A 12,450-nucleotide genomic window follows, 5' to 3' on the forward strand; every position below is an offset into this window, starting at 1 on the left:
CGCTTGAAATAACCATAGGCGCTATAGATTCAGTCGCCTTTAAATGCTTTGCTGCTACTACCTTTGCCGCTAATTCTACTGTCATTCCGCTTTGTTCACATAGCGCTTTCATGTGTCTGAACGCTGTAGCGTCTTCCTCTGAGAACTCACGATGACCGCTCTCGCTTTTAATAACGCTATACCCTGCCTTTTCAAGCTCTCCTGCATATTTCCGCACTGTAACGGCTTTAACTCCCAAAATCTCGCTAATTTCCTTAGTTCCTAGCATATTCATATCACCTACAATATCGGATTAAACCCCACGCCATTTCCGCTACAGTGAGGTCTTCTATATCCTCTGATTCTAAGTTTCTAAATACTCCCGCGTCAACATAATCATAGAGACATTCACGATTTCCATAAATACCGCCGCCCCCTTAAAGTACATATGTACCAAATTCACGATTTTGTGAACATGTCCAGCGGTCTGATCCTCGTATTTGGTCAAATTCGACCATGACCGCCGATTACGCTACCGTGGAACAATCAATTTTTAAGGTAGAATGCCGAAGTTACAAACTCTCGTTTTCTTCCGATTTCTTCAAATCCCTATGTTCTTCATTTACCGAAAAGTTCGGTCTATGAGGAACCACGATCAACGATTGCATTTTTTTCATCATTTCATATATTTCCTTCTCGCTAAACTCTTTCATTGTTCCCACAACCTTTCTCATTTAAAGTGTTGGCAGCTGCGCGACTGCCCACCGCCGATCTATCAAGACACCACATACATAATTAATATCGGATATGTAAATATGTAAACACAAAGGCGGTGGGCAGTCGCGCAGCTGCCAACACTACGCAGTAACATTCGGACTATTCAGCAGCTTGACTGTTGGCTAGCGTTTCTTGAACAAATGTATAAAAATCGTCAGCTTCTTCTTTTGTTCCATTTGTTTCAATTTCAATCCATCGTTTTTCGATTTTTTTTAGTATTTCTGCTTGCTCAATGAGCCAGACGAAATCTCTTTCATGCAGATTCCCAAAATGATGTTGTTTCTTTACTTCATCCAATCTATCGTACATATCTTCCATCCCTTCCTGCACATAATGCGTCTACTCTAAATCCTTAAGAAACTCTTTATCATCATCATTTGCATAAAATTCCAGCCAACAAGCAAAGCAAACGGGTTCTTTTTCCTCATAAACTGGTCTTAGCTCAACCAGGTGAGTTGTGCGACAAATCGTACATTCCATAAGTAAATATTCTCCTTTCTATTACGCGGTATGCGTCATCTACTCATTACCATTTAATTTCAATGCCTTTAGTAACCCACATATGTGATACTAAATCCTCTTTGACTGATCCTCTCGATGTTGATCTATAAGCCCAATCTTTCATTACCTTAATCGCCTTACGATACGTGTTACATTCTTCATACCTCGGACATTCCGACAACTTGTTATACTCACCTTTTACCCAGTCATCATAAAGCCGTTCCAACGCGAGCTCATAAAATGTATTTACTCTGTCAATTGCGTGATCCATTCGTTCACACCCTTTTTTCATTTTTATAACGATGCTTGACGGTTTGCATCCTCAGCAATTTTCATAAATTTTTGATGATCTGCAAGAGATATTTTAGTTTCTTTCCGGTTCAAATACATAGCCATTAGATAAGCAATTGCCATACTTTCGGTCTTTAGTTTTAGTTCCTTCTGTATAGCGTTTAAATCAGCCTTAACAGCTGCCGCCGCCTTGATGTTCTTCCTGGTGTCTTTCATGCTTAAAACCCTCTCTTGCGGCTTGCTATGGTCGCCTGGCGCGCTTGCTCAGGTGTAAGACCATTCCGCTCATAAATTCGTTGTGTTGCATTTTCTATCCGACGATCAATTTTCTCGGGAATCTGACCAGGCTGCCAATCCTCCTGGATCGCGCGGCGCAGGAATCCCGCTGGATTTTTTACCTTTTTGGTCGATTGCCGCATCATAAGCAGCAGTTCGAGCGAGCGCTCAAAGCTCAGACCGCTGAGAAGCTGCCTAATTTCTCCGGTCGGCTCCGTCAGCGTAGCGATCCGGTAAGCCTGGTCAACCGCGTCCATCTTATTCATAGTCTACCAACTCCTTTCGATCACCCACTCTAGGGCGGTTTGTTGCTCTCTCTTGTATCCATAATAATCCTTTTTGGATACAAAATCAAGTGTTTTGTATCCAAAAAAATAAGCGATTGAGTCCGCGCGCGCTCCAGCTCATCCCCTTCGACAACCAGTGTAAGAGTTGTTGTGCCGCTGGTGCGGCGTGGGGTCACTATCGATGTCGCTCTGCCCCTTCCTTATCCTGTGGATATCTTTTTTATTTTTCCTTTTATCCCCAAGCCCGCGTTAAAAGGATGCCTCGCTACGCGAGCCTGGAAGATTTTAAGCACTGCTCCCCACCTCCGCCCCTTCATTTTGCGGCTCTAACTTTTGTGTTGACAATTGCGCCGTACCGTGATGGCGGGCGAGGGGAGGAAGGAGAGAGCCGCAGCCCCCATATACAGGAGGGACTGCGGGAAGAATCGAAAACCAAACGCGTTGGCGTTCTCGGGTTATCCGGTCGCTTCACCTTGCTGCAATTCAACGTGTCCTGGTCGTACTTTACCACGTATAGTCTTACCTAACTCTTGCAGCCAGCCGGAGCCCTTTAACAGGCTCCTACGGACGGGAATGTGGTCGTTGGAGTCACAACGCCACTCAGGAAGGTGGGGATTACAGATAGACTTTTCCCCGGCAACGGAAGACACCTACAGCCATCTAGTCTTCAGACTGCTGTACCGATCTTTCGAACCGGCTCCGCTGAAGGGACACTATCGTAGGGGGTGGGACGACCTACCATCACCATCAACGAACAATTTGCAGCTTGTCCGAGTTTGTTTATAGTCGTTTTGGGTGGCATTGAGCGCCCGATATAGTCCGGTGCAAACCGGAAATGCATTGTTTTTTATAGATTTTCTCCGTTTTTGGCAATAAGAAAGTAAGCCCCTTGCCCTGAATTTTTTTCGAAAATTCAATGCGAAGCCTTTTTACTTCCGGTTTTTCTAGTTGTCTATGTACCTACCAGAAAAATAAAAAGGCTCTCCCGATCCCACAAAGGGATCAGGAGAGCCTTCACAAATGCTTTGTTTTTATTGATTCCAGATCAAAAATCCGGTACAATAAGAGCAAAGCCATGTTTTAGCGCTCGCTGTTTTCCGATGTGCGTCGGTGTAACAGTTACAACTACTTAGGTCGGGAAAACCTTAGTAGCTGCGTGAAACGTGGTCTTTTTATTTCTCAATGAGAAAATATTACCACATTTCTACTCAAACTTACTAGGGCTTTTTACTTAATAGACCTAATTTTGTCGAATTTACTTTCGGTATAGAATTTAAGTTCGCGTTTTTTTGCTCATTTATACCATTTAAACCCTGTAAATGGTTACTATAAAACCATATGTTTAGATTGCTGCTCTAGCAATTTATTTTCTCTTTCAAAGTGAATTCGTACATCTTTGATGGCAAACCATTTAATAATTCGGTGGATCCAAACAAATATATATGCTGTTGGAATTCCCAGGACTGCGAACAGATATGTCATAAGAAAAGCTAACACACTCCCGTTCTTTTCATTCGGTTCAGCAGCTGCGCCCAAAGCTTGCATAAATTCATTATATTCTTTAAGGCTTATTCTCCCTGCCTGTTCTTGAGCCACTCTGTAAAAAACTGCAATACCTACAACCAAAACCCCAAGCTCTAAAATTTTCCATAACCATTTACTAATATTAAAATCTCTCTTTCCCCAAAACTTTCTAAATCCCGTTATCATTTCAACCCCTCCTATCTACTAGATATTTACTCGAAAACAATCCTTCCCTCTTCCTGGATCAACCTACAGTAGATGTTCAATGGCACATCATTTTCAGGAAACATATAATAGACTTTATTTCCTGAATGGTAGCGCTTATCCTTGCACATATCCTTTTCATGACGTGACAGCAGCGTAGACCTCACCGCTACGCTCTTAGTCGCCTTACAAGCTTGTGTAAGCTGATTGGTATAGGTTTGTTCCAAATATTCTTTCCACTTTTTATTAAGCACCACGGGGTTAATCTCCTTACCCATGTAGATTCGATAGAAGGTATATGTGTCTGGGGAAAGTAGTTTTTCAGTTTGCATAAAAGAGCAGCTCCTCTTTATCCAGTGTCTCGATCTCTTTATAAATTCCTAAGCGCTTAAGTGCTGCATCATGTCGTCTAGCAAGCTCTTCAAAAAAATCTATCGTTTGTTTTTTGCCTACAGGCATAGGAAAGCTTTTTACCATACTGTTTGTGTCAAATACATCAAGCGCGTAAACCTTTTTTTGTGATGATGGTGGCAATACCCATTTATTCAGCAGCCGCCCCCACTCACCATATGCTTTATCCTGATAATCATAAACGTGATTAATTATTGTTCCTCCAGGAGTCTTCTGACAGTTGATAAGCAGCTCTGTGTTTTGGCGAATACGCGTGTCTATGTTGTTGTAGCTTGGCAAGATGAAAATAAAAATACAATTCATTTTCCTAACATAGTTAAATATTTGGGTTAGGGTTGTATTCGCTTCATTTGCCCACTTTCTTGAATCGAAGTTAGTCTGAGATTCATCAAAAATTACCACGCTGCCGTGTAGATCCGCGATACGGTACCAGTCCTCGAAGCTATCAAATAGGTACGCTCCCCGCATAGGGAAATTAGCAAATATCTTCGCCCCTGATGCTTTAGACCACGTTACCCCCTTGATTACTGCCGTTGTACTCTTGCCGCTGCCGAATGGACCTGTTAGACCAATTACCCGAGCCATTAACGTTTCCTCCGTTCCATAACAGCATAGTCTGTAGATGTATAGTGCTTAGCTCTTCTCTCAACCCAAAGCCCGTAAACGGTCACACAGATTCCGGCAAGCAAATAGACTGAAAGACTACCAACGAGCATCAGCACACTGTACCAAACACTATCTATCACCATCTTCTCCGCCCTTTCCAATCCGTCCCATGACGTACACGACTTGAAAGTTCTGCACGTTTCCACCCTTTTTCTCGGGGTCTTTCCCACTCTCCACGCTCTCTGTAAACCGCGGCTTGTCTGATTATAAACATGACTGATGGAGCCATATAAATGCAGATTCCTAATAGCAAAAAACCTGATAATGAGCCAACGATCAACAACAAATTAGACCAAATTTCAGCAGCTCCAAACCCCCAATTCGCATTATTAAACATTACCTATTCCCTTCTCTCTCCTGGTTCATTTTCGCCGCGGTCTTAGCATCAATTGTAGTTGGTCGCGGAATTAGCGCCTCGATTACTCTAATAAAGAATCCAGGAGGAGCCACACGGTAGGCATGATTTTGGATACGATCTATCAACTCCGAATAGGGTCTATTACCTTCATGAATACCCCTAGTTTGCAAATACTCCAAGTACCCTATGGCTTGCATCTGTGTAGGCGTTAAAGCCTGCACACGGTCTTGCAGCGTCTCTAAGACCTGCTTAACTCCGTCAATCTGCGGCATAGGATTACTGTATAAGTCCTGGTTAACGATCCCTTCAAGGTCTAACGGTTTGCCCATTGTAATCCTCCTTTTCTAACCCGCGAAAATCGCAAAGGCTCCTAGTAAGAATATTCCTGCAAACATGCACCACTGGAATGCATTTGGTCCTGTTCTTGGCATGTTGCGACCAGGATAAAGAAAAGCTTGTCCGATAATAATATTTTCCTCTACCTTTGCCAGGTGAGCTACCTCTTCCAGGTACGGCAAACTGACGTTGTATACATAAACTAAACCGTCCTCATTACTCAAAACTGTAGCGTCTGCTTTTGGCAGTACGTAGTAACCTGCTCTTATGTATTCGCCCTGGTCATCCTCCACCTCGAGGATCTCGCAAACGTCTTTATCTCCTGTATGCAGATCCTCTGCCTTTTGAGCTGTGTAATTCCGAAAGAGTACAACGCGACCCAGGTTAATTTTTTCCTCTTTTTTTGCCAAAGCTAAAACCCCCAGTACTTATTTTTTTAATGACCATCCAACAAGGAAAAACTGTTAAACAAAGCCCCAACCCAACGCCAGCTCCTGCGATAAAAAAGTACTGAAACGCCAATTCCAATTGCCTCTCCCCCTTTACCACCACTTGATTAAATCCTTAAACCAAAGCAGCACACTACTATACTTTTGCACTGTATATAAGATAAACAAGAAGGTTAGTGCAGCAAGCAAAGAACTGATTGCCCTAGCCCACTCAGGTCCAAGTATCCCGAAATAGCCAAAGTAGTTATCCAGGCGAACTCCCTTGGCTGCCACCGTTCCGATCTGGTTGAGCTGCGAGATACATTTATCCAAAAACTGCACTACAGGATTAAAGATGTTATCTAAAAAGTTACTCACTGCTGCCGCCCCCTCTCATGCCACCGATCAAGTGCAGAGCCGCCCACGCTGTAAAAAACCATATTCCGAACTGAGCCAAATAAGCGATCTTGTCTAGCTGCAGCATCGACAAGTATGGTCTGATATGGGAGTACACCTCCATGTAGCTTCCAGGCAAATTTGTTGTACTGCCTGTGTACCCAAATCCTGTTATCGTTGCGAATAACCCACCGATTAGACCAACAAGCATTTTACCAACCGCAAATACTAGCATCACAATTTTAAAGATGATGACACCGATCCAAACGATTAACCCAAAGATCAGAGATATTAAATCAAATATAGGTTGTAGCAGCCACAGCAAACCGTCCATGAGCTTCCAAAAAAAATCAGCAAGCATACTAAACAAATAGTTAAAACCGTCTGCTATGGCGCTAAACATCTAATCCCAACCTTTCCGGCTCCGTCCCAAGACTGCATGCCGTATTAAATCAATAATTTCATTACTGTAGGCAATGGATACATAGATCAACATAAACGGGGATGCCATTAGAATCAGCTTCATTCCTCCTGCCATTAGCTCAGCTGCGTTCATTTTTAACCCCTCCAATTAATCGCTTGACGTAAAATTCTAAATGCTTTTGGTGCGAGCCTGATACAGATACCTAGCAGCATAAAAATACCTAAAGACGCAACCAACAAGACAACGTTCTTCCAAATTTCAGATCCTGTTAGTCCCCAACCATCTGGATTCCCCGCTATAGGTGGATCACCGACATTTTGACCACCGCCAGTGCTGCCGTCAGCAAATTTTGCTTTTACTAGCGTTACATTTGCCATACTTGCCGGATTGTAGCCCATAGCCCTTGTTATCTTAAAGCTCCGTTCATCCTTACCCGCTGTGCCTACTTGTCTGCCATTTAAAAAAACAAGATATTCAATAGCGTTTGGTGTCTCTTTCCAAGTGACAATAATATATTCTGCTGTATTTTCCTGCTCGCTCTCCGTCACTGGTTTAGTTGTCGCCTTTATACTTGTATCTGCTAATTCCGATGTGTTACCCGATTCGTCAACGGCTTCTAAACTAAATACATATTCATGATCCGCTATAAAATCTGGAAACGCATAGCTGTTAGATTTTAATAGAGATGTGTTCAGCTTTTTTTTATTGCCGCCATTGTCAGTGACAAAAAGGTTGTATCCTGCCAAATCCGTTTCGCTGTTACCCTTCCAGGTAACGATAATGTATTTAAAATCCGATGACATTTGAGCAGTTAATAAGGTCGGCTTGCCTGGTGGGTCTACGTCTACTGGTTTAACTTTTGTTTTGACTGTAGCAACATCAGATTTAAAGGTCCTCCCGTAACGATCGGTATATTCAACTTGCAGCTTGTATTCTGTTTCTGGCGATAATCCAGATAATACAAACGGCATACCTTCGACCTCTGTTGCTGCCCGATCATCTACATAGAGAAGATACTTTTTCACAGTTTCCGGCTTGTTCCAGGTTATTGTTATTTTGCCCCAGTCCGCTGCTGTGTCTAATACCGGTATCACCTCATTGTCATAAGGTATTACCGTTTTGGCTTCTGTTAGTGGAGACTCATTACCGTTGTATTCTGCCGATAGTTGGACCGTATAAGACACATCAGGCAACAAGTTTTTAACTTCATAGCTTGTACCTGTAAAATGGGCTGATTTCGTCCCATTTAAGTAGATATAATATCCAGTTGCGCCCTCTGGGGCCGTAAAACTCACATTTATTTTTTTTGTACCAGGCAAAGCAGAAACAGACAAAGGACGCTCTAAATTCATCGTTCCCCACACATCAAATTCCCTGGCGTATTCATAGGTGGAGTTGCCAATTATTATTTTGGTAACATTTTTTATAACAGTTGGTAAAAAAACTTTTTGTTGAAAACGTGATGATGTAGTTCCTGTGTACAATAATTTGTCAGCAGAATCATAAAAACGATAATTTGCAGGGTATGAATTACCTGGACCCCAATCATAATAAATGGCGCTTATATCCATAGATACATTCGATGTATAAGTAGCCGGACCTGATGGTTCTAAAAAATTCATAGTATTCGGATCGCCATCTGTAAACAAATACGTCTCTGTACCATTAATTAACTTAAAGGGCTTTCCATCTAACAGTCCCCCAGGCTGTGCATTTGCTACATTCGATAAACTAAAAACAAAAAATAGGGAGACTGCAAACATTATAATTTTTTTCATTTCATCCCCCCCCGTACGCCTTGAATGTTTCTGATGGACTGCTGTAATTTCTATAGTCTCCGGTGTTTTCGCTGCCAGTATATTGCGGCATAGGCACCTCCGTAGCTTCCGGTTTGTACGGTGGCGGTGTTTCCTCTGGTGTGTACCTTCCCCCGACATAGGCAGGAGGCTTAATCTCTACCGGATCGGCATCCTTGTAGCCCTTATCTGTCGAGGACGGTTCAATAGCAGCCGCAAACGTAGGGGTTGCACTCTCAATAGGTTGATACTCATAGCCCTTATCCGTATTATCATTAAACTGGATAGATGCAGGGTCAGGGATCACGAAACCCTTGTCCTCCGTATAGTCAGGCGTAAAATTCGGGACGTTATCGGTCAAATTCGCGTTCACTTTCGGCGTATCAGTAATTCGAGGAACATTCGGTTTAAAATCGGCTATGGTCGGCGGTGGACTTACCGCCTTTTCACGACTCTGTAATTCGTCCGCTATGATCCTAGCAATCTCAGGACTACGGTTTACAATCTCCTGACCCATTGATGGAACGATCGTATCTCTCATAATGGCAGCTACATTCTCCCAATCTGGCGGCGGTGGTAATGATCCCTTAATCATGTCTGACCAGGCTCCCATGTAATCATCCCAACCAGGGCATTTAAGTTGGTCCTTTATATTTTGACAAACATCATTACAGCTTGGCTGCGGATTAGTACCACCATTTTCGCCGCCATCTCCTGGATCGGTTGGATTAGGTGTTGGCTCTGGATCTTCGGTACCAGGACCGACTCTTATTATAAGAGTGGTTTTAGCCAGTACATTTCCGCTGCTAGATATTGCTTTTATATCGTAATCTGCGTCTATGTCGCTAGGATCAGGGAAATTATACTGATAAGTGCCTGCTGGTAATGTTGCCGCTAGCACACCGTCACGGTACACTTCATATTTTGATGTATTAGGCGGCTCATTCGCCCACTCTATCAATGTGCGTCCTGTCCTGTAAGCCATAAGATTTCCTGCTACATACGTGGGCTTGGGTGTGACTATTGGTGTAGTGGTCGGGTTTGGTGTAGCTGTCGGTTTGGGTGTAGGTGATGACGTTGGGGTTCCAGGACCTAAAGATCCAAAAGAACTTGGAGGACTACCCGTAAATGTATACGTCAAGTTAACACCGCCATTAGATTGGTCATAAACGTTAGTAGTAGAAACCTCAACATAGCTTTCGGTGTAATCCGTTTTCACAAGAGTAAGACTCACTTGCTTGGGATTAGATGGAAAAGTCACTGTTTCCCCATTTGTGACGGTTTTTTGTGATCCATCCGGGAGATTTATCACAACCTTATTACTGCCGCTTGCGTGCCAATTACGAAAAGATATTTGAATTACATGCCCATCATTTTGGCTATAGTCACCCTTAAGTACAGTATTGTTGTACTTATCTTTAAGCACGTACTCACCTGGCATATTGGCATGAGCAAAATAGTAATTGTTGAGATCTATTGATGTGCTATCAGCTCCCGCGATCCCTGGAAGCAACAGGAGCCCTAAGCCAAGTAATAATATTATTTTCTTCATGGCTTCCCCCAATAAAAAAGGGACGGGGTTTCCCCCGCCCCTTTTCCGGCATAAGTGCTTCTATGATTACTTTCCGCCGCCAATACCCAAAGCCTTAAAGATCACTGTGAATACCTTCGGTGCGAACTTGATGCAAATACCCAAGATCAAAAATGCCGATACGCTACCCACGATGAGCATAACGTTTGACCAAACGTCAGATGCACCAAAGCCCCAATCTGCCGTGCCTGAGAAAATCGGTGTTGCTGCTGGTACCATTGAAGTCATAATTGATGTAAACATATTAAAAACCTCCCAATATAATTTGTTTTTTTATATATCATAATGCTCGTCATCGTCCCTACGACGGCTGAAGGCATTACGTATAACAGCGATAAATTCCCCACCATACTCAAAGGCAGCTGCGATAATCACAAACGGCATACCCACAAAAAGTATTGCGCGTAACACTGACCAAAAATCAGCTTGTACCGCATCTGTGAAAAACGAGATAGTCGGTATTGAGCTATACATAAAGCTCCTCCTAACTTCTACCACGCATATTTCTGAAAGCGGTTATCAATGTTTCCAGGAGCCATCCTCCGGCTTGTATCGCTATGTATATCACCAAGAAGACCATGCCCACCGCTGCAATCTTGTTAAACACCCACCAAAAATATGACATATCCAGTAGCCCTTTTAAGTCCATCGCCCCACCCCTTTCAAAAGAGTGATTAGCCCAACAAAAAAGCTAATTGCCAGAAGTGGAACAAATAAAACGAAGTCCATACTATCCAGTGTAAAAAGAAAGATCATCAAATCCTTGATCATTTTTTCACCCCGAATACATTAATAAACAGGCTGACCAGGGCAAAGTAAACGGGTATGACCAGGAATAAGCTGTAATGCTCCACAAGCTGAGAAGCGTTCATGGTTGCCATAGACTGAATCATTGTTTACCTCCTATTATCAGACTGTGCAAAAACCGAATAATCATGAATAGAATGAGGAACGCCAAAAGAGTAGAAATCATTATGTCCCCAAACGTGACTTCGTGAAGCACGTTAAAAGATACGCTGCTTCCTGTATACCTGGTGTAATCTAGCCCCTCTATTAGATCAGGGCTGTAAACTGATTCAAATACGGTCGAATTAGTTGTTTCTCCTTGAATCCCATTTTCCAAAACAAGCAACTCCCAACAAAAAAAGACCGAGGTTTATCCCTCCGTCTTTGTTCTCATTGCCAAAATACTATCGAATAGACTAGAATAATCTAAGTCCAACGTACGAAAGTATAACCCGTTGCCGGAGGGATATTCCGCAACAGGTTCCCGTCAACAGTGTTACCAGCACTGTATCGGGGTTGGATATTTTTTTATGTCTTGAATGCAGGATAACACCCAAATGAAAATTTTGTCAATGACCCTCACAAGCTCATTTTTACCATAAAAAGTTATTTTTCTGCACTGAAATTAATAATAATTAACGCAACTGCAAAAAACACTCTTTTTAATCACAAAATATTTTCAAATAAGACATAAAAGCACTTTTAACGCGAACTTATATTCCGTTTAGAAATTAAGTTCCTATGTAATTATAAAAAAAAAAGGAAAATATGTCTATTGTGTTTTCAAATATTTCTCATTTATCATTTTCTCGATGATATGTTTTGAATTACCTTCTTTTTCAATTTCAGTAAGCACCTTTTGTTTTACGTTCACGCAGATTGTTTTAACAACCTCTTCTGGATCGATTCTTTTTCTTCCCAAAATATATTTCCCCATTCCCTAATATAAGCTTTCCTCCTTTTGTTTTTCTTTTTATCATAACTCACCAATTTGATTCAGCAAACAATCGAATCTATCAAAATATGGTTATAAATGTTATTTTTAAGCATTATAATTAATATATATAATATATTAATTTTCCCGCGCACAAAAAAAGGCGTTTCGCTTAAAAGCGCCGCCCCTATAACACTCTCATTTATCTTTGCTCAGCTTCCAACGTACCTCGGGATCATCAAGATCAGGAAGTACCATGTCCTTTTTCCAAAATTCCCACCATCGCTTATCATTCGCAGCCGCTACCATGCGGCGTGTGTCCAATACTTCCCGCAATATTACTGATATATTCGCGTTTTGCTCGTCCATCCGCTTATGTACCCGTGCCAATTCCTCCGCTTGTTGTTGGTTCTGTTCCCCTAGCTGCCGCATGACCTCAAAAAGTTCATTGTATCGTTCTTCATATCGTTCTGATAACTGATTAT

At 42.2% G+C, this 12,450-nt stretch carries 24 protein-coding genes; all 24 read right to left on the minus strand.

Features of this window, described 5'->3' with window-relative positions; genetic code table 11:
• The coding region (locus tag NST34_RS31940) for a MerR family transcriptional regulator (RefSeq protein WP_341129626.1) at positions 1–268 on the minus strand (268 nt) is incomplete at its 3' end.
• A 587-nt stretch (positions 269–855) separates the two neighbouring features.
• Positions 856–1,053 (minus strand): hypothetical protein, encoded by a 198-nt coding sequence (locus NST34_RS31945; RefSeq protein WP_341129627.1) that lies wholly within the window; start codon positions 1,051–1,053, stop codon positions 856–858.
• A gap of 42 nt (positions 1,054–1,095) precedes the next feature.
• Positions 1,096–1,236, minus strand: coding sequence for a hypothetical protein (locus NST34_RS31950; RefSeq protein WP_341129628.1), 141 nt, complete (start codon positions 1,234–1,236; stop codon positions 1,096–1,098).
• Positions 1,237–1,282: 46 nt separating this feature from the next.
• Positions 1,283–1,528 (minus strand): hypothetical protein, encoded by a 246-nt coding sequence (locus NST34_RS31955; protein ID WP_341129629.1) that lies wholly within the window; start codon positions 1,526–1,528, stop codon positions 1,283–1,285.
• Between the two features lie 23 nt (positions 1,529–1,551).
• A complete protein-coding gene (locus tag NST34_RS31960) occupies positions 1,552–1,764 on the minus strand; it encodes a hypothetical protein (protein WP_341129630.1) in 213 nt (70 codons plus the stop codon).
• Between the two features lie 2 nt (positions 1,765–1,766).
• Positions 1,767–2,090 (minus strand): hypothetical protein, encoded by a 324-nt coding sequence (locus NST34_RS31965; protein WP_341129631.1) that lies wholly within the window; start codon positions 2,088–2,090, stop codon positions 1,767–1,769.
• A 1,347-nt stretch (positions 2,091–3,437) separates the two neighbouring features.
• Complete coding sequence (locus NST34_RS31970; RefSeq protein ID WP_341129632.1) at positions 3,438–3,821, minus strand: hypothetical protein; 384 nt, start codon at positions 3,819–3,821, stop codon at positions 3,438–3,440.
• 26 nt (positions 3,822–3,847) lie between these two features.
• The gene (locus NST34_RS31975) at positions 3,848–4,171 is read right to left on the minus strand and encodes a hypothetical protein (RefSeq protein ID WP_341129633.1); all 324 of its coding nucleotides are present in this window, start codon (positions 4,169–4,171) and stop codon (positions 3,848–3,850) included.
• The gene (locus NST34_RS31980) at positions 4,161–4,835 is read right to left on the minus strand and encodes a zonular occludens toxin domain-containing protein (RefSeq protein WP_341129634.1); all 675 of its coding nucleotides are present in this window, start codon (positions 4,833–4,835) and stop codon (positions 4,161–4,163) included. The genes NST34_RS31975 and NST34_RS31980 overlap by 11 nt, the downstream gene beginning before the upstream one ends.
• Positions 4,835–4,999: a hypothetical protein gene (locus tag NST34_RS31985; protein WP_341129635.1), complete on the minus strand. Its 165-nt coding sequence runs from the start codon at positions 4,997–4,999 to the stop codon at positions 4,835–4,837. The genes NST34_RS31980 and NST34_RS31985 overlap by 1 nt, the downstream gene beginning before the upstream one ends.
• Positions 4,993–5,253, minus strand: coding sequence for a hypothetical protein (locus tag NST34_RS31990; RefSeq protein ID WP_341129636.1), 261 nt, complete (start codon positions 5,251–5,253; stop codon positions 4,993–4,995). Before NST34_RS31990 ends, NST34_RS31985 begins: the two co-directional genes overlap by 7 nt.
• Complete coding sequence (locus NST34_RS31995; protein ID WP_341129637.1) at positions 5,253–5,603, minus strand: hypothetical protein; 351 nt, start codon at positions 5,601–5,603, stop codon at positions 5,253–5,255. The genes NST34_RS31990 and NST34_RS31995 overlap by 1 nt, the downstream gene beginning before the upstream one ends.
• Before the next feature lie 15 nt (positions 5,604–5,618).
• Entirely contained in the window at positions 5,619–6,020 is a 402-nt protein-coding gene (locus NST34_RS32000; protein WP_341129638.1) for a hypothetical protein, read from the minus strand.
• Positions 5,995–6,138 (minus strand): hypothetical protein, encoded by a 144-nt coding sequence (locus NST34_RS32005; RefSeq protein ID WP_341129639.1) that lies wholly within the window; start codon positions 6,136–6,138, stop codon positions 5,995–5,997. Before NST34_RS32005 ends, NST34_RS32000 begins: the two co-directional genes overlap by 26 nt.
• Positions 6,139–6,152: 14 nt before the next feature.
• The gene (locus NST34_RS32010) at positions 6,153–6,416 is read right to left on the minus strand and encodes a hypothetical protein (protein ID WP_341129640.1); all 264 of its coding nucleotides are present in this window, start codon (positions 6,414–6,416) and stop codon (positions 6,153–6,155) included.
• Entirely contained in the window at positions 6,409–6,837 is a 429-nt protein-coding gene (locus NST34_RS32015; RefSeq protein WP_341129641.1) for a hypothetical protein, read from the minus strand. Before NST34_RS32015 ends, NST34_RS32010 begins: the two co-directional genes overlap by 8 nt.
• Complete coding sequence (locus NST34_RS32020) at positions 6,838–6,990, minus strand: hypothetical protein (RefSeq protein ID WP_341129642.1); 153 nt, start codon at positions 6,988–6,990, stop codon at positions 6,838–6,840.
• 2 nt (positions 6,991–6,992) lie between these two features.
• Positions 6,993–8,636, minus strand: coding sequence for a fibronectin type III domain-containing protein (locus tag NST34_RS32025; RefSeq protein ID WP_341129643.1), 1,644 nt, complete (start codon positions 8,634–8,636; stop codon positions 6,993–6,995).
• A gap of 1 nt (position 8,637) precedes the next feature.
• A complete protein-coding gene (locus tag NST34_RS32030) occupies positions 8,638–10,206 on the minus strand; it encodes a hypothetical protein (RefSeq protein WP_341129644.1) in 1,569 nt (522 codons plus the stop codon).
• Between the two features lie 66 nt (positions 10,207–10,272).
• Positions 10,273–10,488: a hypothetical protein gene (locus tag NST34_RS32035; RefSeq protein ID WP_341129645.1), complete on the minus strand. Its 216-nt coding sequence runs from the start codon at positions 10,486–10,488 to the stop codon at positions 10,273–10,275.
• A gap of 30 nt (positions 10,489–10,518) precedes the next feature.
• Positions 10,519–10,719, minus strand: a complete 201-nt coding sequence (locus NST34_RS32040; protein WP_341129646.1) for a hypothetical protein — start codon at positions 10,717–10,719, stop codon at positions 10,519–10,521.
• Positions 10,720–11,012: 293 nt separating this feature from the next.
• Entirely contained in the window at positions 11,013–11,138 is a 126-nt protein-coding gene (locus NST34_RS32045) for a hypothetical protein (protein ID WP_341129647.1), read from the minus strand.
• A gap of 665 nt (positions 11,139–11,803) precedes the next feature.
• Positions 11,804–11,968 (minus strand): hypothetical protein, encoded by a 165-nt coding sequence (locus NST34_RS32050; RefSeq protein WP_341129648.1) that lies wholly within the window; start codon positions 11,966–11,968, stop codon positions 11,804–11,806.
• Between the two features lie 195 nt (positions 11,969–12,163).
• On the minus strand, positions 12,164–12,450 hold a 287-nt coding region (locus tag NST34_RS32055; protein ID WP_341129649.1), incomplete at its 5' end, for a DUF3967 domain-containing protein.

The organism is Paenibacillus sp. FSL H7-0714, from assembly GCF_038003765.1.
In the GTDB taxonomy this organism is placed as follows: domain Bacteria; phylum Bacillota; class Bacilli; order Paenibacillales; family Paenibacillaceae; genus Paenibacillus_AQ.

Excerpts from the sequence above, each read along its gene's own strand:
- NST34_RS31965 (WP_341129631.1), bottom strand. The coding sequence starts at position 2,090 with ATGAATAAGATGGACGCGGTTGACCAGGCTTACCGGATCGCTACGCTG.
- NST34_RS32050 (WP_341129648.1), bottom strand. The coding sequence starts at position 11,968 with ATGGGGAAATATATTTTGGGAAGAAAAAGAATCGATCCAGAAGAGGTT.
- NST34_RS31975 (WP_341129633.1), bottom strand. The coding sequence starts at position 4,171 with ATGCAAACTGAAAAACTACTTTCCCCAGACACATATACCTTCTATCGA.
- NST34_RS31955 (WP_341129629.1), bottom strand. The coding sequence starts at position 1,528 with ATGGATCACGCAATTGACAGAGTAAATACATTTTATGAGCTCGCGTTG.
- NST34_RS31995 (WP_341129637.1), bottom strand. The coding sequence starts at position 5,603 with ATGGGCAAACCGTTAGACCTTGAAGGGATCGTTAACCAGGACTTATAC.
- NST34_RS31985 (WP_341129635.1), bottom strand. The coding sequence starts at position 4,999 with ATGGTGATAGATAGTGTTTGGTACAGTGTGCTGATGCTCGTTGGTAGT.
- NST34_RS32030 (WP_341129644.1), bottom strand. The coding sequence starts at position 10,206 with ATGAAGAAAATAATATTATTACTTGGCTTAGGGCTCCTGTTGCTTCCA.
- NST34_RS32040 (WP_341129646.1), bottom strand. The coding sequence starts at position 10,719 with ATGTATAGCTCAATACCGACTATCTCGTTTTTCACAGATGCGGTACAA.
- NST34_RS32015 (WP_341129641.1), bottom strand. The coding sequence starts at position 6,837 with ATGTTTAGCGCCATAGCAGACGGTTTTAACTATTTGTTTAGTATGCTT.
- NST34_RS31980 (WP_341129634.1), bottom strand. The coding sequence starts at position 4,835 with ATGGCTCGGGTAATTGGTCTAACAGGTCCATTCGGCAGCGGCAAGAGT.
- NST34_RS32035 (WP_341129645.1), bottom strand. The coding sequence starts at position 10,488 with ATGTTTACATCAATTATGACTTCAATGGTACCAGCAGCAACACCGATT.
- NST34_RS31960 (WP_341129630.1), bottom strand. The coding sequence starts at position 1,764 with ATGAAAGACACCAGGAAGAACATCAAGGCGGCGGCAGCTGTTAAGGCT.
- NST34_RS32020 (WP_341129642.1), bottom strand. The coding sequence starts at position 6,990 with ATGAACGCAGCTGAGCTAATGGCAGGAGGAATGAAGCTGATTCTAATG.
- NST34_RS31950 (WP_341129628.1), bottom strand. The coding sequence starts at position 1,236 with ATGGAATGTACGATTTGTCGCACAACTCACCTGGTTGAGCTAAGACCA.
- NST34_RS32025 (WP_341129643.1), bottom strand. The coding sequence starts at position 8,636 with ATGAAAAAAATTATAATGTTTGCAGTCTCCCTATTTTTTGTTTTTAGT.
- NST34_RS31970 (WP_341129632.1), bottom strand. The coding sequence starts at position 3,821 with ATGATAACGGGATTTAGAAAGTTTTGGGGAAAGAGAGATTTTAATATT.
- NST34_RS32045 (WP_341129647.1), bottom strand. The coding sequence starts at position 11,138 with ATGATTCAGTCTATGGCAACCATGAACGCTTCTCAGCTTGTGGAGCAT.
- NST34_RS31990 (WP_341129636.1), bottom strand. The coding sequence starts at position 5,253 with ATGTTTAATAATGCGAATTGGGGGTTTGGAGCTGCTGAAATTTGGTCT.